Origin of the sequence: Streptomyces sp. NPDC091682 (genome assembly GCF_044756625.1) — a bacterium.
Classification (GTDB): Bacteria; Actinomycetota; Actinomycetes; order Streptomycetales; family Streptomycetaceae; genus Streptomyces.
This window is the reverse complement of the sequence record NZ_JBIVTH010000019.1, coordinates 39,280-63,443: the sequence shown is the minus strand read 5'-3', so window position 1 is coordinate 63,443 and position 24,164 is coordinate 39,280. Positions and strand designations below refer to the sequence as shown.

Here is a 24,164-nt window from a genome sequence, read left to right as displayed (position 1 = left end):
ATGGCGGAGAACCGACGTTCGCAGCGTTCCGATGCTGCTCTGGGGCTGCTCGCCGGCCGCCGGGCCGCGACCACCGTCACGGCCCGGGACGAGGCCGTGCGGGACCACCTCGTGCACTCCGTGCCCGTACTGCCCGGAGTCTTCCTGCTCGATCTCGTCCTCCGGCTGGTCCGGCGCGCCGGAATCGACCCGGCAGACGTGGAGCTGCGCCGGATCGTCTTCCTCGCTCCCATCACCGGAACCGAGGCCGGACGGCGCGTGGAAGTGGTGATCGGTGAGGAGACCGGGGGGATCGGGGGAACCGGACTGCCCGTCACCGTGCGCAGCCGTCCCGCCGACGCTCCGGAGAGCGAGTGGCAGACCAACTGCCGCGCGTACCTCCACACCGTGACCGACCCCGTGGTCCGGAGCGTCCCCACCGAGCGACTGGCCGGCCGGCCCCAGGACCGCACGGTCGCTGTGGAGGAGCTGTACGGCTTCGTCCGGCAGCTGGACATCCACCACCGCGGCTTCATGAAGGCGTCGGGCAGCGTGACGGTCGGGGAGGACCACGCACTCGCCCGGATGCGGCTGGCACCGGAAGCCGAGCCGTACGTCGACCACTTCCACGCGCACCCCGCCGTACTGGACTTCGCCACGCTGGTGCCGATGGTGCTCTTCGACACCGGCCAGCGCAGCGCCGCCGACCACGCCTTCATCCCGATCTCCATCGACTCCTTCCACGCACCCGGCCCGGTCGGCGCGGACAACCTCGTTCATGTGCCCGGACCGGTCGGCGGGCGGCTGGACGCCGACCTGTTCGACGCGGACCTGGAGATCTGCTCGCCGGACGGCACGGTCACCGCGCGCCTCACCGGCTTCCGCGCGAAGCGGATCCGGTCGGCAGACCTGATCACCGGTCTGCTCGCGCCGACCACTACGGGACCCGCCGCCCCCGTTGCGCCGGAACCGGTCCCGTCGAGGCCCGGCGCCCGGTCCGGTACCGGCCTCCACTCGGCTGTGACCGCGCTGGTGGCGGAGCGGCTGGGCTGTGCCCCGAATGACGTCGACCCCGACCGCGGCTTCTACGATCTGGGCCTGGCCTCGGTGGACCTGCTGGGTATCGCCCGGTCCCTGGAGGAGCGGCTCGGCACCGAGCTCTACCCGACGCTGATGTTCGAGTACCCCACCGTACGGAAGCTCGCCGACCATCTGGGAGCCGAGGGCCACGGGCCCGTATGCGACGACACCTCCGAGCCGCGCGAGGAGCCGCAGCCGTATCCCGCCGCGCCCTCTCCGGCATCCTCCGACACGGCCGACCCGCTCGCCATCGTGGGCCTCGCGGGCCGCTACCCGGGGGCACGGACCCCGGACGAGCTGTGGGACGTACTGGTACAGGAGCGTGACTGCGTCACCGAGATACCCGCCGACCGCTGGGACCACCGCGCGTACTGGGACTCCCGCAAGGGCACACCGGGCCGCAGCTACGGCAAGTGGGGGGCCTTCTGCGAAGGCGTTGCGGAGTTCGACGCCCCGTTCTTCCACCTGTCCGCCCGCCAGGCGGAGCTGATGGACCCGCACGAGCGGCTCTTCCTGCAGACGGCGTGGGAGGCGCTGGAGGACGCGGGCCACTCGCCGGAAGGCCTGACGGGCCAGACCGCCGGCGCCGTCGGCGTGTTCGCCGGCGTGATGTGGAACGACTACCAGCTCAATGGACTCGACCGACTGCGGGAAGGGACCCCAGAGATCGCCGGCTCCTGGTCCTCCGCGCTGGCCAACCGCGTGTCGTACGCCTTCGACTTCCAGGGCCCCAGCCTGACCGTGGACACGGCCTGCTCGGCCGCGCTCACCGCGCTGCACCTGGCTGCGGAGAGCATCCGTCGCGGTGAATGCCGGGCGGCGGTCGTCGGGGGTGTGAACCTCTCGCTCCACCCGTACAAGTACCTGCGGCTGGCGGAGCTCGGACTGCTCTCCTCCGACGGCCGGTGCCGGCCGTTCGGCGAGGACGCCGACGGGTACGTGCCCGGCGAAGGCGTGGGCGCGGTCGTGATCCGCCCGCTCGCGGACGCCCTCGCCTCCGGCGACCACGTGTACGGCCTGATCCGCGGGTCCGCGCTACGGCACAGCGGACGCACCGGCGGCTTCTCGGTGCCCAGCCCCGAGGCCCAGATGCGCGTGGTCACCGCGGCCCTCGCCGACGCCGGCGTGCCGGCCCGGACGATCACCCACATCGAGGCGCACGCCAGTGGCACCACGCTCGGCGACCAGATCGAGATCGAGGCCCTGGCCGCGGTCTACGGGCGGGACACCGCCGAGCGCGGGTTCTGCACCATCGGGTCGGTCAAGCGCAGTATCGGGCACCTGGAGGCCGCCGCGGGCGTCGCCGGGCTGACCAAGCTCCTGCTGTGCCTGCGCCACCGCACCGTTCCGGCGGCCCGCGACACGGGCGCCGCTAACCCCGACATCCGTTGGGAGAACACCCCCTTCCGGCTGCCCGAGGCCACCGAGCGCTGGGAGGGGGCGGTCGACCCCGTCACCGGCGAGGCCGTACCACGCCGGGCCGCGCTCAGCGCGTTCGGAGCCGGGGGCGCCAACGTCCACCTGATCGTCGAGGAGTACCGCCAGCCGGACGTCGACGCCGCGCCGACCGGGCGTCCGTACGCCGTGCCGCTCTCGGCCCTCACGGAAGAACAACTGCGGGCACAGGCCGGGCGGCTCTCCCGCCATCTGCGGACACATCCTGAGATCGGCCTCGCCGATGTTGCGCACACCCTGCGGACCGGGCGGCGGGCCATGGAGCACCGCCTTGCCCTGGTGGTCTCCGACACGGCCGGACTCGCCGATGCCCTGGCCGAGTTCACGGCGAAGGGAAAGCCCCGGACAGCGTGGCACCAGGGGCGAGTACGTCCCGGCGCTGCCTCCGGCCAGGCCGCGGGCGAGACGCCCGCACTGTCGGAGGAGGCCCTGGCCGAGCGATGGGTCACGGGCGCGCTGCCGCTCTGGCCGGACACCGCTACGGGACGCCGAGTGGCCCTGCCCACCTACCCGTTCGCGCGCGAGCGGTACTGGCTCGGCGGGCCGGGGCCCACAGCGGTCGCGACACAGCACCCTTCGGCCCCTGGCAGCGCCGAGACACTCCTCTACACGCCCCGGTGGGAGGCCCGCCCGGCGGCGGACACGGGCGGCTCGCCCTTCGGCACGGGCGTCGTGGTCGCCTTCGACACCGACGACCGGCGGATCGCCGAACTGCGGTCCCACTGCCGACGGGTGATCCAGGTGCGCCCCGGGGTCTCCTGCGCCCGCGTAACGCCCGACCTGTACGAGGTCTCCCCGAGCGAGGGCGGGCACTACGCCACGCTGGCTGCCGCCCTGCGCGAGGACGGCGCGGAACCCGACGCCGTCCTGCACCTGTGGGGCCTCCACACGGCCGAGGAGACCGATCCGGCCGACACCGGCGGCCTGCTCTCCGCCTTCCTGCTCTGCCGGGCCTGGGCCGTGGGCCGCCGCGCGACGCTGCCGATCGTGTACGCCTACACGGGCCGGGCCGAACGGCCGCAGCACGCCGCCGTCGGCGGGCTCGCCCGCAGTGTCCGGCAGGAACAGCCCAAACTGGCCCTGTCAGCCGTGCGGTTCGCCGTGGCCCGGCCCCCTGTGACGGCGCTCCTGGCCGAGGCAGCGGCGGCGGGCTCCGCCGGCGACCGCCTGGCCCCGGAGGTCCGATACGCGGGCGAGGTCCGGTCCGTGCTCGCCTTCCAGCCGCTCCGCACCGCCGCCGCGGAGGACGCCGTGCCGCTCGTCCGGCCCGGTGGTACGTACTTGATCAGCGGCGGAGCGGGCGGTCTCGGCCTGCACACGGCGCGGCTGTTCGCCTCCCGGGGCGCCGGGGCCGTCGTACTGCTCGGCCGTTCGGCGCCGGGCCCCGAGACCGACGCGGCCGTGGCCGTACTGGAGGAGCTCGGCAGCCGGGCGCTCTACCTCCGCGCCGACGTCACCGACCGGGACGCCACCGCGCGAGCGGTGGCCGAGGCGACCGCCCGATTCGGCCCGCTCACCGCGGTGGTCCACTGCGCGGGGGTGGTCGACGACGCCCTGCTGGTGGACAAGGGACGCGAGGCGGCCGAGCGCGTCCTCGCGCCCAAGATCCGCGGAGCGGTCAGCCTCGACCTGGCGACGCGCTCGCAAGAGCTCGACTACCTGCTGCTGTACTCGTCCGTCGCGTCGGTACTGGGAAACCCCGGCGCCACCGACTACTCCGCCGCCAACCGCCACCTCGACTCCTTCGCCGCATGGCGGGAGGAGAAGCGGCGGGCCGGTGAACGGCACGGGCGCACCCTGTCGGTCAACTGGCCGCTCTGGCGCGACGGAGGGATGCGGATCGACCCCGCCGCCGAGGACCTGGTGCTCGGCCGGCTCGGAGCCGTGCCGCTGGAGACAGCGGATGCCCTGGCCGCGCTGGAGACCGCACTGGGTTCCGGCGAGCACCAGGTCGTCGTCCTCCGGGGCGACCGCAACCGGCTGGAGAGCCGCCTGGACCTTGCTCCCGGGCCTGGCCCGGCCGGCGGTGACCGTTCGGGCGCCGACCGGGTGGGTCTGCTGGAGCGCACCAGTATCTGGCTGGCCGGGCAGGTCCGTGAACTGCTCGATGTGGACCACGTGGTGGACGGCGCCGGGTTCATGGAGCTCGGCCTGACCTCCGTACAGATGGTGGAGCTGGTGCGACGGCTGACCGACCGGTTCACGGTCGATTTTCCGGCCACCCTCGTCTTCCGGCACTCCGACATCGGGAGCCTGGCCGCGTACCTCGCGGGTGAGCACCGGGAGGCCGTGACCGCGGCGTTCGCCGCCGAGGGCGGGGCCACCACGGCAGTTTCCACCCGTCCCACGGCTCCGGCCGCCCCCGCGGTCCGCCGCCGCGAGGCCGACGAGCCGATCGCGATCATCGGCATGGCGGGACGCTTCCCCGGCTCCGCCGGCTCGCGCGGCCCCGCCGGTCTCTGGGCCGACCTCGCCGCCGGCCGCGACCTGGTGTCCGCCGTCCCCACCGACCGCTGGGACCACGCGGAGCACCACGACCCGGCCGGGGTACGGCCCGGCGGCACCGACTGCGGCCACGGAGGCTTCCTCGACGACGTGGCCCGCTTCGACGCCCCCTTCTTCGGGCTGCCGCGCGCGGAGGCCGAAGGCATGGACCCCCAGGCACGGCTGCTGCTGGAAGTCCTCTACGAGGCCGCGGAGGACGCCGGGATCGCGGGCCGGCTACGCGGCTCGGCGACCGGCACCTTCATCGGCCAGTGCTTCAGCGACTACGAGGACGAGATGACCGCCCGCCGCCGGGAGATGGGCGCGCACGACGTGACCGGCACCTCGGTGGCCATGGCGGCGAACCGGCCCTCGTACGTCTACGACCTGACCGGGCCCAGCATGGTCGTCGACACGGCGTGCTCCTCCTCTCTGTACGCCCTCCACCTCGCCGTGGAGGCGCTGCGTCGCGGTGACTGCCCGATGGCCTTCGCCGCCGGCGCCAATCTGATCCTGAGCCCCCAGCACTACCTGCGCAGTTCCGCGCTCGGTGCGCTCTCCTCGTCCGGCCGCTGCCACACCTTCGACGCGCGGGCGGACGGGTACGTGCCGGGCGAGGCGGTGGCCGCCGTCCTGCTCAAGCCGCTCTCCCGGGCGCTCGCCGACGGCGATCCGGTGCAGGCGGTGATCAGGTCGGTCGCCGTCGGCCACGGCGGCCGGGCGGGATCGCTCACCGCCCCCCATCCGGCCCGGCAGACCGAACTGCTGCTGCGGGCCTGGGCGCAGGCGGACATCGACCCGGAGAGCATCGGCTATCTGGAGGCTCACGGAACCGGCACGCCACTCGGCGACCCCATCGAGGTGGAGTCCGCAGTCGCGGCCTTCCGGGAGCACACGGACCGGACCGGCTTCTGCGCCGTCGGCTCGGCCAAGGCCCATCTGGGGCACACGGAGGGCGCGGCCGGGCTGGTCGGCGTGATCAAGACCGTGCTGTCGATGCGCAACGGCGTCATCCCCGCCATGCCGGACCACGCCACCCCCAACCCCCACTGCGCGTTCGACGGCGGCCCCCTGTACGTCAACGAGCGTTCCGTCCCGTGGCCGGCCTCTCCCGGTGCACCCCGCCGGGCGGGGGTCAGCTCCTTCGGGTTCGGCGGGGCGTACGCGCACGCCGTCCTGGAGGAGGCTCCCACGCCGACCGAGCCCGGACCGCCGGTGGGCGGTCCACTGCTGTTCCCCTTCTCCGCCAGGAACGAGGACCGGCTGCGCGAACTGGTCGACCTCCACCGGGACTTCCTGGCGGAGCGTCCCGAGATCCGGCTCGACCAGGTGTCGGCGACGCTGTGCCTCGGACGCGAGGCCATGCCCAGTCGCCTGGCCGTGTTCGCGGAATCGCTGCCCGAGCTCCTCGACCGCCTCGACGGCGTCCGGGCGGGCGGCCCGCTCTCCGGGACGCTCCTCGGAGCGGAGGGACGCCTATCGGCCGAGACCGCCCGCCGCTGGGTGGCCGGCGAGCAGGTGCCGCTGCCCGTGGCGGACGAGCGGCTGCCCAGGCTGCCGCTGCCGGTCTACCCGTTCGGTGGCGAGCGGTACTGGTTCGAAGACCGGGCCGCCGCCGACCCTGCGGCTGCCCCGGCCTCGGCACCGGTCGAGGCGCCGCCGACCCGTACCGGAACGGAGCGGGTCGCCGAGGAGGTACGCCTGTTCGTGGCCGGCAGCGGATTTGCCGGGCGCCGCGCCGGGCAGGGCATGGACCGCCTCGACGAGCTGCTGCGCCGCTGGTGTCGCCACCTGCTCGCGGCGGGGCCGGATGCCGTGCTCCCCACCGCCGAGCGGCTGCGGGCCCGGCTCGCGGACGAGCCGCGCTACGGCCGCCTCGCCGACGCCCTCGCCCCGATGACGGCCAGGGCCGGCGGCCGGCCCGCCGCTTCCGCCGCGGCGGAACAGGAATGGCTCTCCCGGGAGGTGGCGGCACTGGCCGCCGACCACCCGGAGCTGGGGCCCTGGCTCGACCTGGTGAACGTGTGCGTGCCGAGGCTCCCGGAAGTCCTCGCCGGCGAGGTGGACCCGCTGGAGGTGTTCTTCTCCGGCGAGCACCCCGACCTGCTGCTGCGGATCTACGACGGCAACGTGGTGGCCGACCACCACAACGAGATCGTGGCCCGCCTCGTGGCCGGCCAGGTCCGCGCGCTCCGCGAACGCGAGCCCGGCCGACCGGTCCGACTGCTGGAGATCGGCGGCGGCACCGGCGGCACCACGCGCCGGCTGCTCGACGCACTGGCCGACCAGGGCGAGGCGGTGACCTACACCTTCACCGACGTCTCCCCGGCCTTCCTTCCGGCCGCCCGCGAGCGCTTCTCGGCCACTCCCGTGCGCTTCGTGTGCAAGGTACTGGACCTGGACACCGATCCTGAGGCGCAGGGCTTCGCCGCGGCGAGCGCGGACATCGTCGTCGCCGCCAACTCGGTGCACGCGACCCGCACCATGGCCGACAGCCTGGCCCGCATCCGGCGCCTGCTCGCTCCCGGTGGTGTGCTGGTCCTGGAGGAGCTGGTCCGCAACCACGACTGCATGACCGCGATGATCGGACCGCTGCCGGGCTACTGGGCCGCCACCGACCCCGAGGCACGCCTGCCGCACTCGCCGTTCCTGGACGTGGCCGGGTGGCGCAAGGCCCTCGACTCACAAGGCTTCGCGCGGACGTGGGCGTTCGGCTCACCGGACCTTCAGGAGCACGAGTTCGACAATGCCGTGCTGCTCAGCCAGACGCCGGAGAACGCGGCGCCAGAGGCTGGTCGCGCTGACCAGGTACCGGACGTGACAACGCCCGTGCCCCGGCTCATGCCGACCGGGCCGGCCGCCGGGCCCGTCCCGACGGCTCCGGGCAAGACGACGGCCATGGCTGACGCCGCCGCGGAAATCCGGGAGCGGCTGCGCCCGCTCTTCGCCCGGTTCTTCGGCATCGACACGGAGGGCGTGGACGCGGAGGCGCCCTTCGACCGGTTCGGCATGGACTCGCTCAGCGCCATCCAGCTCGTCCGCAGTCTCGAGCCGGTATTCGGCAAGCTCCCCAAGGTGCTGCTCTACGAGCACCCGACGATCGCCTCGCTGGCCGACTACCTGGCCGCGAACGCCCCTGTGCCCGCCCAGGAACCGACGCCGACGCCGCCGGCGACGCCGGCAGCGGCTCCCGAACCGGAGCCCGAGCACGGCAACGCACCGGCCTCAGCCTCACCCACCGCGCCTGTGGACGACCCGGTCGCCATCGTCGGCATGGCGGGCCGCTTCGCCAAGTCCCCCGACCTGGACGCCTGGTGGCGGAACCTGCGCGACGGTGTCCACCTCGTCACGGAGATCCCCCAGGACCGGTTCGACTGGCGCAAGGTCTTCGGAGACCCGCACCGCACCCTCGGGAAGGTCAACAGCCGCTGGGGCTCCTTCATCGACGGGGTGGACCGGTTCGACGCCGGCTTCTTCGGCATGACACCGCTGGAAGCCGAACTGATGGATCCGCAGCAGCGGATCATGCTGGAGACGGCGTGGAAGGCGGTCGAGGACTCCGGCCACCGGCCCTCCGAACTGCGCGGCAGCCGCACCGGGGTGTTCATCGGTGCGACCTCGCACGACTACGACTGGCAGTTGCTGCGCGCCGGACGCCACCGCGAGGGTCACGTCGTCAGCGGCAACGGCCACTGCCTGATCGCCAACCGGATCTCGTACCAGCTCGACCTGCGCGGCCCGAGCGAAGCAGTCGACACCGCCTGTTCGAGCTCGCTGACCGCACTGCACCGCGCGGTCCGGGCCGTCCGGTCCGGCGAGTGCGAGTCGGCCCTGGTCGGCGGAGTGCACCTCTTCCTGACTCCGGACCTGTTCGTGGCGCTCGGCCAGCTCGGCATCATGTCGCCGGACGGCCGCTGCGCGGCCTTCGACCGGCGGGCCAACGGCATGGTTCGCGGCGAGGGGGCCGTCGCCGTGCTCCTCAAGCCCCTGTCGCGGGCGCTGGCCGACGGGGACACGGTGTACGCGCTGGTCCGCGGCAGCGGTGTCTCGCACGGTGGCGGCGGGCACATGGACTCGCTGATGATGCCCAACCCCGGCGCGCAGGCCGAGCTGATCGCCTCCGTCCACCGGGAGGCCGGGGTGGATCCGCGTACCGTCGGCTACGTCGAGGCGCACGGCACGGGCACCGAGGTCGGCGACCCGATCGAACTGCGGGGCCTGCGCAAGGCCTTCGCGGCTCTGACCGGGCGGCCCGAGAACGAGCCCACCACCCCCTGGTGCGCCATCGGCACCGTCAAATCCAATGTGGGCCACACCGAAGCCGCCGCCGGACTGACCGGCGTGGTGAAGACCGTTCTGGCGCTGCGCCACGAAATGCTCCCGCCGACGCTCCACTTCAGCGAGCCCAACCCCTTGCTGGAGATCGAGGACAGTCCGTTCCGCGTCGTGGACCGGCTCACCCCGTGGCCCGCCTCGGGTTCCCCGCGCCGAGCCGGCGTGAGCGCCTTCGGCCTGGGAGGCACCAACGCCCATGTGCTGCTGGAGGATTACCCGCAGGATCCCGTCGGCGCCGCCGCCCCCGGCGGGCCCGACGTGGTCGTCCTGTCGGCCCGGGCACCGGAGGGCCTGCGGGCGCAGGCCGAGCGACTCCATGCTTTCCTCGGCACGCGGGAGGCGGAGGGCGCCCCGGAGATCCCGCTGGCGGATCTGGCCCACACCCTGCGCGTCGGGCGGGACGAGATGGACCACCGCCTGGCCGTGGTGGTCACCGGCGCCGGCGAACTGCCGGGGCTGCTGCACCGCTACCTGAACGGGGTGGCGGATCCCCGGATCGTCTTCGGCACGGCCGGGCCGGGCCAGGCCCGGCGGACCGCCGAACCGGCCGCCGATCCGTACGCCGCCGCCCGGGAGTGGGTCGTCGGCGGACCGCACTGGCGTCCGCGGCGGGAGGGCCGGCAGCCCCGCCGGGTACCGCTACCGGGCTACCCCTTCACCCCGCAGCGGTACTGGGCGGACACCGTGTCCCAGCCCGCGTCCGGGACCACATCCGGAACCGAGGTCTTGCCGGAGCTCCTGCGGGCGCTCACCGAAGGCCGCATGACAGTCGATCAGGTCGAACAGTTGATGGAAGGTGCGTTGTGAACCCGAACGTGTCCAGGCGGCAGATCCTGGAGCAGGTGCGGCGCGGTGAGCTCTCGGTCGCCGATGCGACCGCCCGGCTCGGCGGGGCCTCCCCGGGGCCCGTGCCCGAAAGCGGGGAGACGGTGTGGTTCCAACCGGTCTGGGAGCGGACCGGCGGCCCGATCCCCCGCACGACCGGAGCAGCGCTGCCGGCCCTGGTCGTTCTCGACACCACGGCGGACGCGGCCCTCTCCGTCCCCCTGCCGATCGACGCGATCACCGTACGTGCCGTCCCCGGCAGCGCATGGACGCAGGACAGCGAGCGGCAGTACCGCATCGGCGTCGACGAGGACGCCGGATGGGCGCGGCTGTGGGAGGAACTGGCGGCACGGGACCTGATGCCGCAGCGCATCGTGGTCGTCACGGCCGCGGCCCCAGAACGCTGCCTGGACGCCGTCTACCCGCTGGTCCGCACACTGATCCTCAGGCGTCAGGACAACCGGCCCGCGGTGGCCTGCCTGGCCGTCGGACCCCACCGGGGGCAGTCCGCGGACGCCCTCGGCGGGTTCTGCGCCGTCGCCGCCCGCGAGGACCGCAGACTGCACCTGGTCGGTCTGACCGTGGGAGCCGCGGAGGCCGATCCGGTGGGCCTCACGCTCACAGAACTCGCGCAGACGCCACCGGCCTCGGCCCAGGTGCGCTACGACGGTGCGAGCCGCTGGACTCGCACCCTCGCGGAGGTCGGTCTTCCGCTCGCCACCGGAACCGAGGGACTGCCCCACCAGGGCGTGTACGTGCTGACCGGCGGAGCCGGCGGCATCGGCCTGCGGATCGGCGAGCTGCTCGCCGAGCGGACCGGGGCGCGCCTTGTCCTGATGGGACGCTCCGAGCCGGATGCCGCCCGCCGGGCCGCCTTCGCCCGTATCGAGAACCTGGGTGGCCGGGTCCAGTACGTTCGCGGTGATGTGACGCGCGCCGAGGACGTGACCTCGGCGGTGGCACTGGCCCGCGCCGAGTACGGACCGGTCACCGGGGCGCTGCACCTGGCGGGGGTCAACGAGGACGCGTACATCGTCAACAAGCCGGCCCGGGCCCACCGCAGGGTGCTCGACCCGAAGCTCGTGGGTGCCCGCAATCTGGACGAGGCGACCCGGAACGAGCCGCTCCGGCTGTTCGCGCTGTTCTCCTCCATGTCCGCCCATCTGGGCCACCCCGGACAGGGCGACTACGCCGCGGCCGGCCGTGCCCTCGGCGGCTTCGCCGCACACCGGGCCGCCCGGGTGCGGTCCGGCGAGCGGTCCGGCGCCACGGTCTCGGTCGGCTGGCCGCTCTGGGCGGGCGGAGGCATGACACTCAGCGAGAACGACCGCCTGGCCGCGGAGAAGTTGCAGGGCATGACGGCGATGCCGGCCGGAACCGGCCTCGCCGCCCTGGTGGCCGCGCTGCGCTCCGGCCTGCCCGAGCTCCTCGTCGTACACGGCCGGCCGGCCGCCATCCGCTCCTTCGCCGCGCAGCGCATCGGCCAGGACGCGGCACGGCGCCCCGGTGCCCCGGGCGACCCGGTCCCCCACGGCCCGGACGCCACCCAGGATCCGGCCGCAACCACGACAGCACCGGCGATCACCGAGGCGGCCCAGGCCTTCCTGATCGACCTGGTCGGGAAACTGACCCGGATACCGGCCGGAGTGCTCCGGGCGGACCAGGAGTTCTCCACCCTCGGCATCGACTCGGTCATGGTCAAGAGGCTCTCGGTCGCCCTGGAGGACCGGTTCGGGCCCATGCCGGTGACCCTGTTCTTCGAGCACCGGACGGTTGCGGATCTCGCCCGCCACCTCGCTGACCACCACCCTGAAGCGCTGCGGGACCTCGCCGCCCCGACGCCGGAGCGGAAGGCGGCGCAGCCACTCGGTCTGCGGTCACCTGCACCTCAGGCGCCGCCGAGCTCCGATGCGACGCCGTCAGTCCCGGCGGACGATCCCATCGCGATCGTCGGGATCGCGGGCCGCTACCCGGGGGCCGCCGACCTCGACGAGCTGTGGCGGGCCCTCTCCGAGGGCCGCGACTGCACCGGTGAGATCCCCGCCGACCGCTGGGACAAGGACCGCTGGTTCGACGCGGGGGACCGCCGCCCCGGCTCCAGCTACGGCCGCTGGGGAGGCTTCCTCTCCGGTGTCAGCCGCTTCGATTCGCTGCACTTCGGCATCGCGCCCCGCGAGGCGGAGCGGATGGACCCGGCCGAGCGACTGTTCCTGGAGGTGGCCTGGTCGGCCGTCGAGGACGCCGGGTACTCGCGTTCCCGGCTGCACCGGCTCACCCGCACCGAAGACGGCCGGCACTCCGTCGGCGTCTTCGTCGGGACGACCGGCTTGGCGTACGAGCTCGTCGCCGCCGAGGAGTGGGGCAAGGGCAATCCGGTGTCCGCCTACTCGATGGGATTCTCCCTGGCGAACCGGCTGTCGTACGTCCTCGACGTCCACGGGCCCAGCCTCGTCGTCGACACCGCCTGCTCCGCCTCACTGACCGCTCTCCACCTGGCCTGCGAGAGCCTGCGGCACGGCGAGTGCCGCATGGCGGTGGCCGGCGGCGCATACCTCAACCTGCACCCGATGAAGTACGCCATGCTCTCCGAGCAGCGGATGATCTCCCCGGACGGCGTCTGCCGGGCCTTCGGCGAGGGGAGCAACGGCTTCGTACCGGGTGAAGGCGTCGGCGCGGTCGTCCTCAAACCGCTCTCCGCCGCACTCGCCGACGGCGACCAGGTGCACGCCGTCCTCCGGTCCACCGCGATCAGCCACGGCGGCAAGACCAATGGTTACACCGTGCCCTCCCCGAAGGGGCACGCCGCCGTCATCCGGACCGCCCTGCGGCGCGCCGGCGTCGACCCGCGCACCATCGGCTACGTCGAGGCGCACGGCACCGGTACCGAACTCGGCGACCCCATCGAGATCGAAGGGCTCTCCCGCGCGTTCGGCGAGCGGACCACGGACCGCCAGTTCTGCGCGCTGGGCTCGGTGAAGACCAACATCGGCCACGCGGAGGCGGCCGCCGGGATCGCGGGCCTGACCAAGGTCGTACTCCAGCTGCGGCACCGCACGCTCGCCCCCACCCTGCACAGCGAACCCGCCAACCCCAGGATCGACTTCGCAGGGTCCCCCTTCCGGCTGCAGCGGACCGCCGAGCCCTGGCACCCGGCGCGGCAGGGGCTGCCCCTCCGGGCGGCGCTCAGCTCCTTCGGGGCGGGCGGCGCCAACGCGCACGCCGTCGTAGAGGAGTTCACCCCCCGGCCGCAGACCCAGCGCACGGATTCCGGAGGGGACCACCTGATCCTGCTGTCCGCACGCACCCCGGAACAGCTGGCCGCCATGGCCGGCCGCCTCTCCACGCACCGCGGCGCCGCACTCGAAGACATGGCGTACACCCTTCGGGTGGGGCGCGACGCTCTGGAGCACCGGCTCGCGACGGTCGTCCGGAGCCTGGATGACCTCAGGGACCGGCTGACGCGCTTCGCCGCACACGGGAACGCCCCTGGCGTGCTCACCGGCCGCTCCGAACCCGGAACCCCGCGCCCGGAGCACCCCGCCGCACCGGCTGCGCCGACGGGCGCGGGCAGCCTCAGCGAGCAGGCCGCACGGTGGGTGACGGGCGCGGAGATCGACTGGGACGCCGCCCACCCCGCGGACCGCCGCCCCTTCATCGTGTCCCTGCCCGGCTACCCCTTCGCGGGACCCTCCCACTGGCCCGCCACCACGGCCGCGCCCGCCCCCCTTCCGGACGGCGGCGAGTGGCCGCAGGCCGCCCTGGGGCCGCGTACCGAAACCTCCGACGGTACGGCCTTCCCGGTACGGCTGAGCCCCGCGCACGCCGTGGTGGCCGACCACCTCGTCGATGGGCGCCTGGTCCTCGCGGGAGTCGCTCAGCTGGAACTGGTACGGGCCGCGGCCCACACTCTGACGGGCCGGCACGTCACCCGGCTCACCGACGTACGGTGGCGCTCCCCGTTGGACATGGCCGACGCGGAGGCGACCGTGCTGCTCGCCGGGGCCGGTGACACCGTGACGGCGCGGCTCGTCACCGACGGGCCCGCCGGCCGGACCATACGCGCGACCCTCACCGCCCACCTCGACGACCAGCCTGCCGCGTCGGCGCCCACGGACCTGTCGGCCGTCGTCGGCCGGTGTGCCCGGGAGGAGTCCGGCGAGGCCTTCTACGCGAACGCCTCGGAGCGCGGCCTCTCCTACGGACCGTCCTACCGGCTGGTCCGGCGGCTGTGGCGAGGAGAGGGCGAAGCCTTGGCCGAACTGGCGGAGCAGCCCGAGGGCGCCGGGACCGGCTGGTGGCTGGAGCCCGGTGTGACCGATGCCGCCCTGCACGTCCTGCACGGCGCCGCTCCCGCGTGGGAGAGCCCGGCGACGCTGCCCGCCGGCGTGGACGCCGTACGGCTGCTCGCCCCCACCGGCCGGGCACGCTGGGCCCACGCACGTCTGACCTCCGCCGACGCCGAACGCGGCACCGTCCGGTGCGATGTGACCCTCTGTGACGTGGAGGGCAGGCCGCTGGCGGAGTTCACCGGCTTCACCGCCGTCCGTCCCGGCCGCGCGTCGCAGGTGCCCTACTTCCGGCCCGTCTGGCGACTGAGCCCGCTCGCCGCAGAACAGGAGTGCACCGACGCCGCCGGCCGGGTGCTGATCCTCACCACCGGCCACGACCACGGCCTCGGCGACGCCCTGGCCGCACGCCACGCGCAGCGTGCGCACCGCGTCGACCTCACCGCCGTCGACGCCGCCTCGGCCTTCGGCGACCTGCTCTCCACAGAGCCGGCACCGGGCCGGATCTACTTCCTCGGCGGGGTGGAACAGCGCAGGTACACCCCGACGGATCTCGACCATCTGGAGGCCTCTCAGCGCCAAGGCGCCCTCGCACTCTTCCACCTCGCCCAGGCGCTGGCCGCACGCCGCCCGCGCGGCACCCAGCTGACCGTACTGACCAGCGACGCCCAGCAGGTCGACGAGGGCATGCCGGTGGCCAATCCCTTCGCCGCCTCCCTCCACGGCCTGACCCGCACGCTCGCCCGTGAGCTCTCCTTCCTCCGGACCACCTGCATCGACCTGGCCGGGGACGACCTGGCGCGGTGCGCCCAACTCGGCCGCTGGGACGCGCTCCTGGACCGGATCGACGCGGAGCCCGCCGGCACCCCGATGTCCGAGACCGCCCTGCGTGACGGCGTCCGGCTGGTCAAGCGGCTGGAACCGGCCGAGCTCGGCGAGCCGGCCGCCGACCGCCTGCCGCTGCGTGCCGGTGGACGCTACCTGCTGGTCGGCGGGGCCGGCGGACTCGGACAGGTCATCGGCGAGCACCTGGCCCGCACGTACGGGGCCCGGCTCATGCTGGTCGGGCGACGAGCGGCCGACCAGCTCCCCTACGACCTGCTCGACGGGCTGCGCCGCGCCGGGGCCGAAGTGGAGTACCAGCGCGCGGACATCACCGAGCCCGGGGAGATCGGGGCCGCCGTGGCCCGGATGCGGGAGCGGTTCGGCGGGGTGGACGGTGTGATCCACACGGCGTTCCGGCTGGCCGACCGGACCCTCGCCCGCATGGACGAGGACACCTTCCGGGCGGCCCTCGACCCCAAGGTGCGGGGCACGGTGGCCCTGTGCGAGGCGCTCGGCACCGAACACCTCGACTTCCTCGCACTGTTCTCCTCCGCCATCGCCCACACCGGCAACCCGGGCCAGGCCAACTACGCCGCGGGTTCGACTTTCCTCGCCGCCTACGGACGGGGCATGGCCGGCCGCCTGCACTGGCCGGTCACCGTCTTCGACTGGGGCTTCTGGGGAGAGCAGGGTGTCGTCGCGACCGAGGAACACCGCAGGCGCCTGGCGGACTGGGGCATCGCTCCGCTGTCCGCGACCGAGGGAGTCCGGGCTTTCCGCGCATCTCTGGCCGGCCGGGCACTGCAGATCGCGCCGCTGAAGGCCGACGGCTCGCTGGCCGAGGTCACCCCGGTCGCCACCGGCATCGTCCACCGGGCCGAACCGGCGACCCGGCTGTCGGTCCTCGATCCGGTCCGCGCCGCGGTCCGCGCCGAACAGGCGGAGCGCGCCGAACCGTACGCCTCGGACTACCTGGACTCCGTGGACGCCTACGGGCGCCGCCTCGTCCGTAGTGTGCTGTCCTCGGCCGGGCTGCTGACCGGGGCGGGGCTTCCGGCCTCCACCGCGACGGGCTCCCGGCAGCGGCTGTACGAGGCCCTGCTCGCTGCCGTGGACGACGAGATCCCGCAGCACGACGACGAGGTAAACGAGTTGCCGCGGCTGCGCGCCGAACTGGCCCGCCGGTTCCCGCACTCGGCCCCCGTGCTGGAACTGCTGGACGACTGCGCGGCCGCGCTGCCCGCCGTGCTCAGCGGCACCCGGCGCGGGCTGGAGGTCCTCTTCCCCGGCGGATCGGACCATCGTGTCGCCGCCCTCTACCACGACGATCCACGCACCCGTCACTTCAACGCCCTGTGTGTCACGGCCGTCCGGACGGCCGTGACAGCGCTCCTCGACACCCGTGGCACGGATGCGCAGCGACCACTGAGCATTCTGGAGATCGGCGCCGGCACGGGAGGCACGACCCGGCCAGTCCTCGACGCGCTCGACGGGTTCGGCAACGCCGTCCGATACCACTGCACCGACCTCTCGCCCACGCTGGTGGGCGCCGCCGGGGACGGATTCGCCGCGGGCCGCCCCTATGTGGACTGCCGGGTCCTGGACATCGCCGGGGACCTGGAATCGCAGGGCTTCGGTACGGCCGAGCGCTACGACCTCGTCCTGGCGACGAACGTGCTGCACGCGACCCCGGACATCCGCCGGACCCTGGCCAACGTGGCCGAGCTGATGAATCCCGGAGCACTCCTGGTCCTCAACGAGGCCACCCGGGTACTCGACAGCATCACCCCGGTCTTCGGGCTCACGGACGGCTGGTGGCTCGCCGAGGACCCGCAGCTGCGGCTGCCGCACGCGCCGCTGATCGGCCCGGGCGGCTGGCAGGCCCTGCTGGTCGAGGCGGGGATGTCCGCGGTGACAAGGCACGGGGTTCCGGGCTGGACCGACGAACAGGCCGGCCAGCACGTGTTCCTGGCCGAGCGCGGCACCTGGCGCACGACCGTGCAGGCCGCTCCGACCGTCCCCGCCGCCTCGGCCCCCGCCGTCCCCGCCGACCTGGCAGCCGCCACCCCGGGCGACACTCCGGGGAAGACCGGCGCCCGGACCGCCGTACGCGAGAGCGCCACGGGTGACCAGCCGCTGTTCACGCGAACGGTGGAGCACCTCACCGCCCTCTACGCCGACCTCCTGCGGCTGCCCGCGGCGGAACTGGATCCGGCGACGCCGCTCTCCGCGTACGGCACCGACTCGCTCACCACCATGGAGGCGGCCGAGCGCCTGGAACGCGATCTCGGCCCCGTCCCCCAGGAGGCACTCTTCACGGGGGACTCCGTGGAAGGCATGGCCCGGCAGCTCATCGACCGCAGCGGCCCCGCACTGGCTGATCTCCTGCTGCCCGGCCGCGAGCAGGCGGCCCGGCCGCAAGACCCGGTCACCCGGCCCCAGGCGGTCCCGGAGGTGGAGCCCATCGCGATCGTCGGCATGGCCGGCCGGTACCCGGCGGCCGAGGATCTGGAGGCCTTCTGGGCACACCTGCTCGCCGGCGCCAGTGCCGTGACGGAGGTCCCCGCGGACCGCTGGCCGCTGGCCGACCACCACGATCCGTCAGGCAGCGCCCCCGGCCGCAGCTACCACCGGTGGGGGGCCTTCCTGGACGGCGTGGACCGGTTCGATCCCCTGCTGTTCCGGATCTCCCCCCGGGAGGCGGAACGGATGGATCCCGCGCAGCGCCTCTTCCTGGAAACCGCCTGGGAGACTCTGGAGGACGCCGGCTGGCCGCCGTCCCGGCTGCGTGCCGCGCACGGCGGCCACGGGCCCCGCGTCGGCGTGTTCGTCGGTGTGATGCATAGCCAGTACCAGCTGCTCGCCGCCGAACAGTGGGGACGCGGACACCGCGTCCAGGCCAACTCGTCCGCCTGGTCGATCGCCAATCGCGTCTCGCACTGCTTCGGCCTCACCGGGCCGAGCATGGCCGTCGACACCGCGTGCTCGTCCGCACTCACCGCACTGCACCTGGCCGTTCAGAGCCTGCGCGGGGGCGAATGCTCGGCGGCGCTCGCCGGCGGGGTGAACGTCATCCTGCACCCGAGTCACCACCTCGACCTGTCCACGGCGAAGATGCTGTCGCGCGACGGCCGCGCCCGTGCCTTCGACACCGCGGCCGACGGCATGGTCACCGGCGAAGGGGTCGGTGCCGTCCTGCTCAAGCGGCTCTCCGACGCCCTGCGCGACGGCGACCGCATCCACGCCTGTGTCCTGGGATCCGCGGTCAACGCGGACGGTCCGACCGAAGGGCTCGCCGTACCCAGCGTCGATGCCCAGGTCGCACTCGTTCAGGAAGCCCTCCGGTCCGCCGGGGCGGACGCGGACTCGATCCAGTACGTGGAGGCCCAGGCGACGGGGTCCCCCGTCGGTGACACCGTCGAACTGGCCGCGCTGCGCCGGGCCTACGATCTGGGCGGTACCCGGCGCGAGCTGGTGATCGGTTCCCTCAAGCCCGGCACCGGCCACCTGGAGGCGGCCTCGGGCGTGGCCCAGCTGACCAAGGTGCTGCTACAGATGCGGCACGGGACGCTGGCCCCCACCATCGGCGAGGACGGCCCGGCCACCGCCGACGGATTCCGGATCGTCCGGGAACCGGCGGCGTGGCGGAGCGGTCCCGCGAATGCCCGCCGCAGGGCGGCCGTCAGCTCGTTCGGCGCGGGCGGGGCCAACGCCCACGTCGTCCTGGAGGAAGCACCTGCGGCCACCCGGTCGACGGAAGCCGGCACCGGCCCCCAGCTGCTCGTCCTGTCCGCGCGGCGACCCGACCGGCTTCGTGAGCACGCCCGCCGCACGGCGGCCTTCCTGCGGACCCGCGAGGCCGAGCTCGCCCTCGCCGATGTCGCCCACACCCTCCGGACCGGCCGCGAACCGCTCGCCACCCGGCTGGCGGCCGTCGTGGACAGCCTCGCCGAGGCCGCGGACGTGCTCGACGCCTACGCCCACGGCCGCCCCGACGCCCGGTTGGCGACCGGCACCGCAGCCGGCACGCCGCGTACGGACCTGCCCGCCCGATCGGCTCCCCAGGGACCCGGCAGCCGAGCGGAGCTGGCCGCCCTGGGCCGGGCCTGGGCCGAGGGGGAGCCCGTCGACTGGGCGACCCTGCGCGCCGACGGCGCCCGGCGCATCGTCGCGCTGCCCCACTATCCCTTCGCCCGCGACCGGTACTGGCTCCCGGTCGCGCCGCCGGCCGACACACCCGACGCCCCGTCCGGGGCGTCGCCGGACCACCAGGAGGAGACCTCTGTGACCCAGCCGGACCCGGCCGCCCAGGCCACCGCAGCCGGGCGCACCAGCAGCCGCCCGGTCCGGCCGGCGCCGGAGCGGCAGGCACGGACCGAGAGCGTGGTGACCGCGGCGATCTGCGAACTGCTGCACCTCGCGCCCGCCGACATCGACCTCGGCGACCATCTCAGCGACTTCGGATTCGACTCGGTCACGATGGTGCAGCTCGCCGACCGGTTGTCGGCGGATCTCGCCACACCCGTCAGTCCCACCGCCCTCTACGGGTGCGCCGACGTGGCCGCCCTGATCGCAGAACTGGACCGTGAGGAGGCACGGGCGACGACGGCACGTTCCGAGACCGCACCGTCGGTCTCCGGCGAGCCCACCTCACCGGAGCCCTCAACAGAGCCGGCCCCTGCCTCGCCTCCGCTCCCGGTCCCGGCCGCCATGCGGTCAGCCGCACCCGGTCGGCCGGCCGCGTTCACGGACCAGGCCGAGCCGATCGCCGTCGTGGGCATGGCCGGCATGTTCCCCGGCTCCCCCGACCTGGACTCCTTCTGGAGCCATCTCGCGCAGGGCCACGACCTCATCACCCGGGCCCCGTCCGAGCGATTCCCCGGCAGCGACGGCACGGCGCCGTACTGGGGAGGCTTCCTCGACGGAGTGGACCTGTTCGACGCCGGCTTCTTCCAGATCACCCCGCGCGAGGCGCGTGTGATGGACCCGCAGCACCGGCTCTTCCTGCAGACCGTGTGGTCCGCGGTCGAGGAGGCGGGTTACGACCCGGCCGACCTGGCGGGCAGCTCCTGCGGCCTCTACGTGGGCGTGGCCTCGTCGGAGTACGGCGAACTCGCCCGCGAGCGCGGCGCCGACATCGACGGCCAGCTGATGACCGGCAACGACCACAGCGTCCTCGCCAACCGGGTCTCGTTCCTGCTCGACCTCCACGGCCCCAGCGAACCGGTGGACACCGCCTGCTCCAGCTCGCTGGTGGCGATCCACCGGGCCGTGCGGGCCATCCAGACCGGCGAGTGCGATCTCGCCATCGCCGGCGGCGTCAACGTCATCCTCGGCGCGACCGGCTTCGAGGCCTTCACCCGCTCCGGCATGCTCGCGGCCGACGGCCGCTGCAAGTCCTTCGACCACCGCGCCGACGGCTACGTCCGGGGCGAGGGCGTGGGCGCGGTGCTGCTCAAGCCGCTCGGCCGGGCCCAGGCCGACGGGGACCACATCCACGCCCTGATCACCGGCACGGCCACGAACCACGGAGGCCGCTCCGCATCGCTCACCGCGCCCAACCCGGCCGCCCAGGCCGCGGTGATCGCCAAAGCTCAGGAACGGGCCGGAGTGCGCCCACAGGACATCTCCTACGTCGAAGCGCACGGCACCGGCACCGCGCTGGGCGACCCCATCGAGTTCACGGGCCTGTGCACCGCCTTCGGTTCACCGGAATCCGGTCCTGTCCAGTACTGCGGGCTGGGCGCGGTCAAGACCAACATCGGGCACCTGGAGACGGCGGCGGGCATCGCCGGCGTCATCAAGGTGATCCTCGGACTGCGCCACCGGATGCTCCCGCCCACCCTCCATGTGGAGCGCGTGAACCCGCTGATCGAGCCGTCGGGTTCGCCGTTCTACCTGGTCGGGCAAGCTCGGCCGTGGGACCGGCCTGCGGCCGGCGGGGCCACCGGGGAGCCGCAGCCGCGCCGGGCCGGCGTCAGTTCGTTCGGGTTCGGCGGGATGAACGCGCACGTGATCGTCGAGGAGCCTCCCGTGACCACGCCCCCGGCGCGGATGGCGGAGGGACCGCAGCTTTTCGTCCTCAGCGCCCGCGATCAGGACCGGCTGCGCGCGTCGGTCCAGCGGCTGCTGGACCACCTGCGGTGCCTGGAACGGGAGGGCGGTCTGCCCACGACTTCCCCGGCGGACACCGCGTACACCCTCCAGGCCGGCCGCCGCGCCCTGCCCGCCCGGGTGGCCGTGGTCGCGGAGAGCCTCGGGGAACTCTCCCAGGCATTGGCGGCGTATCTGAACGGTGACGGTGACCCGCGCGTGCGGACCGCCCGCACCGGCGGGGCCCCGGAGGCAGTCGCTCACGGAGACGAGGAACTCGCCCACGCCATGGACCGCGCCCGCGGCGGCGACCCGGTACGGCTCGCCGCCCTGTGGGCCGACGGCGCATCCGTCGACTGGGCCGCCCTGCACGAAGGCAACCGCAGGCACCGCACCTCGCTGCCCGGCTACCCGTTCGCGCCCGAGAGCCACTGGCTTCCCGGGCCGGCGCGTCCCGCCGCCGCGACACCGACGGTCAAGGCCCCGGCCCAGGCCTCTCCGGTGACGGCCGCCACCCCCGTACTCCCCCGGCCGCGGCCCTCTGCCGCAGCCCCCGTCCCGGGACTCCTCGCCGAAGTGGTGCAGGTTCCGTCCTGGGCTTCTGCGGCGGCAGCCGTCGCGCCCCGCGCCCCCGAGCCCGCCCGACCCGCGCCGTCGGTTTCCACGGCCTCGTCCGTCACGGCGCCGACGCAGTCCGGCGGCTCCGCGGGCGAGCTCCGCCACCACGTCTGCGAGGCCGTCGCCGACGGCATCGGCATCCGCACGGAACAGGTGGACCCCACAAGGGAGTTCGCCGCCTACGGAGTCGACTCGATCGGCGCGATGCGGATCATGCAGCGGATCCAAGCCCGTTACGGGGACCACATCCCGATGGCCGCGATCCTGGAGCACCCGAGCGTCAACCGCCTCACCGCGCACCTCGACGAGAACTACGTGCTGCCGGACACCGTCCCGGACGGCGCACCGGACAGCACCACCCCGCCGGTCCCACCGCGCCCGGCATTCACCCCGACCCCGCGGCTGCTGCCGTTCACCCCGGAGGACCAGACCACCGGCGCGCCCGCCTACTGCCTCTTCGGCGACACCGGCGAGCTGACCTGGCTCACCCACCTGCGCGACCACCTCGCCGAGGGCGGCCCCGTCCTCGGCCTGGAGGCCCCCGGGTTCGCCGACGGCATCGAACCGACGAGCGCCGGGATCACGGAGCTCGCGCAGGCGTGCGCCTCCGTCATCGCGGAGCGGCACGAGGCCGGACCGTGCCGCGTCGTCGGCCACGGCCTGGCCGGCCTGGTCGCGGCGGAGACCGTACGCACCCTCGCGGAGCGCGGCGTGGAAGTGGCCGAACTGCTACTGCTCGGCACGCCCGAACCGGGCAGCGACCACCCCGCCGAGACGCCCGCCGCCGGTGTGGACGCGGTCGCCGCGCAGTTCGCCGCGGCCTGGGGAGCCGACCGGCCCGTCCCCGCTCGCGCGGAACAGGACACCGATGCCCGGGTCGCGGCCGCCGCCCGGCTGCTCCAGGCGCATGCGCCCATGCCCGCCCCCGTCTTGCAGCGCTGGTTGCTGACGGCGGCGCGGTGGCGGACGGCCCTGGCACGGGCCGTGGCCGAGTACCGGCCGCGGCCGGTCACCGGTGCGGGGGAAACCCTCGTGATCCGGGCGGTGCGCGGAGCCGACGCCCCACTGGCGGACTTCGGCCGGTGGATCGCGCCGCCGCCGGTCATCCACGAACTCGACAGCGAGGAGTGGCTGCTGACCTCGGCGGACACGGTGCAGCTGATCGCCGACGCACGGAACACCGGCCGGGACGCTGACGAGACGGCCCAGCCCTCCTCCCCGATGGTGTTCATCAACCGGCACGGAAACGGCCGGCGATCCGTCTGGGCACACAACCTCTACGGCGAGGTCAGCTACGCCATCTACCTGTCCCGGCATCTCGGCATGGGCAAGCCCGTCATCGGTCTGGAGCAGCTCGGCGCGGCCTCCTGCGAGACCGAACCCCGGGCCTACACCTCGGTCGAGGACATGGCCTCGCACTACGTCGCGGAGCTCCGCAGTCGCTTCCCCGGCGAGCCGTACCTGCTGGGCGGCTGCTCCTTCGGCGGCGTCCTCGCGTACGAAATGGCCCGCCAACTGCAGGACGCGGGCGAGGAGGTCGCGCACCTGATCGCCATCGACCCGATCATGCCGGGCACCGATGCGTGGGACGGCGTCGACTGGGGCACGGTCACCGCGGTCGAGGCCGAGGCCTTCTCCCTGGTCATGCTCGGCAACGCGATGTGCCAGCGCTGGGGTGTGACCGAGCAGATCCGCCTCTCGGCCCTCACCGGCCTCGGCCTCGACGAGCAGCTGCGGCTCGTCGCCCGGCACATCCACGACCTCGCTCCGGCCCGGCCCGACGAGGAGACGATCAAAGGGCAGATCCTGGTCCGTCACGAGCTGATGCTCCGCAACGGCGACCTGCTTCAGGAGTACCGGCCCAAGCCTCTGTTCACCCCCGTGCCCACCACCCTCTTCCACGCCACCCAGGGCTTCCTGGCCGAAGGCAACGACAACGACCTGCCCGCCGTGCCCCGTACGAGCAAGGACAAGTCGAACGGGTTCGCCGGCTTCGTCGGGGACCGGATCGTCATCCACGAAATGCGGGCGGACCACCACACGATCGCCCACAACGAAAACCTCGCGCGGATCGCGGGGATGCTGTCGCCGCTGCTGGAAGGGGGCGGGTTCCCCGCCAGCCTCTTCCCCGCGTCGCTCTACCCGTCGAGCCTGGGCGGCACCAGGCAGCAGGGCAGGTAAGGA

At 73.9% G+C, this 24,164-nt stretch carries 2 protein-coding genes; both read left to right on the top strand.

Annotated features, from left to right (window positions below; translation table 11 throughout):
* Entirely contained in the window at nt 1–10,140 is a 10,140-nt protein-coding gene (locus ACIQK6_RS33560; RefSeq protein ID WP_402696383.1) for an SDR family NAD(P)-dependent oxidoreductase, read from the top strand.
* Nucleotides 10,137–24,161 (top strand): SDR family NAD(P)-dependent oxidoreductase, encoded by a 14,025-nt coding sequence (locus ACIQK6_RS33555; protein WP_402696382.1) that lies wholly within the window; start codon nt 10,137–10,139, stop codon nt 24,159–24,161. Before ACIQK6_RS33560 ends, ACIQK6_RS33555 begins: the two co-directional genes overlap by 4 nt.
* The last annotated feature ends 3 nt before the right edge of the window (nt 24,162–24,164 follow it).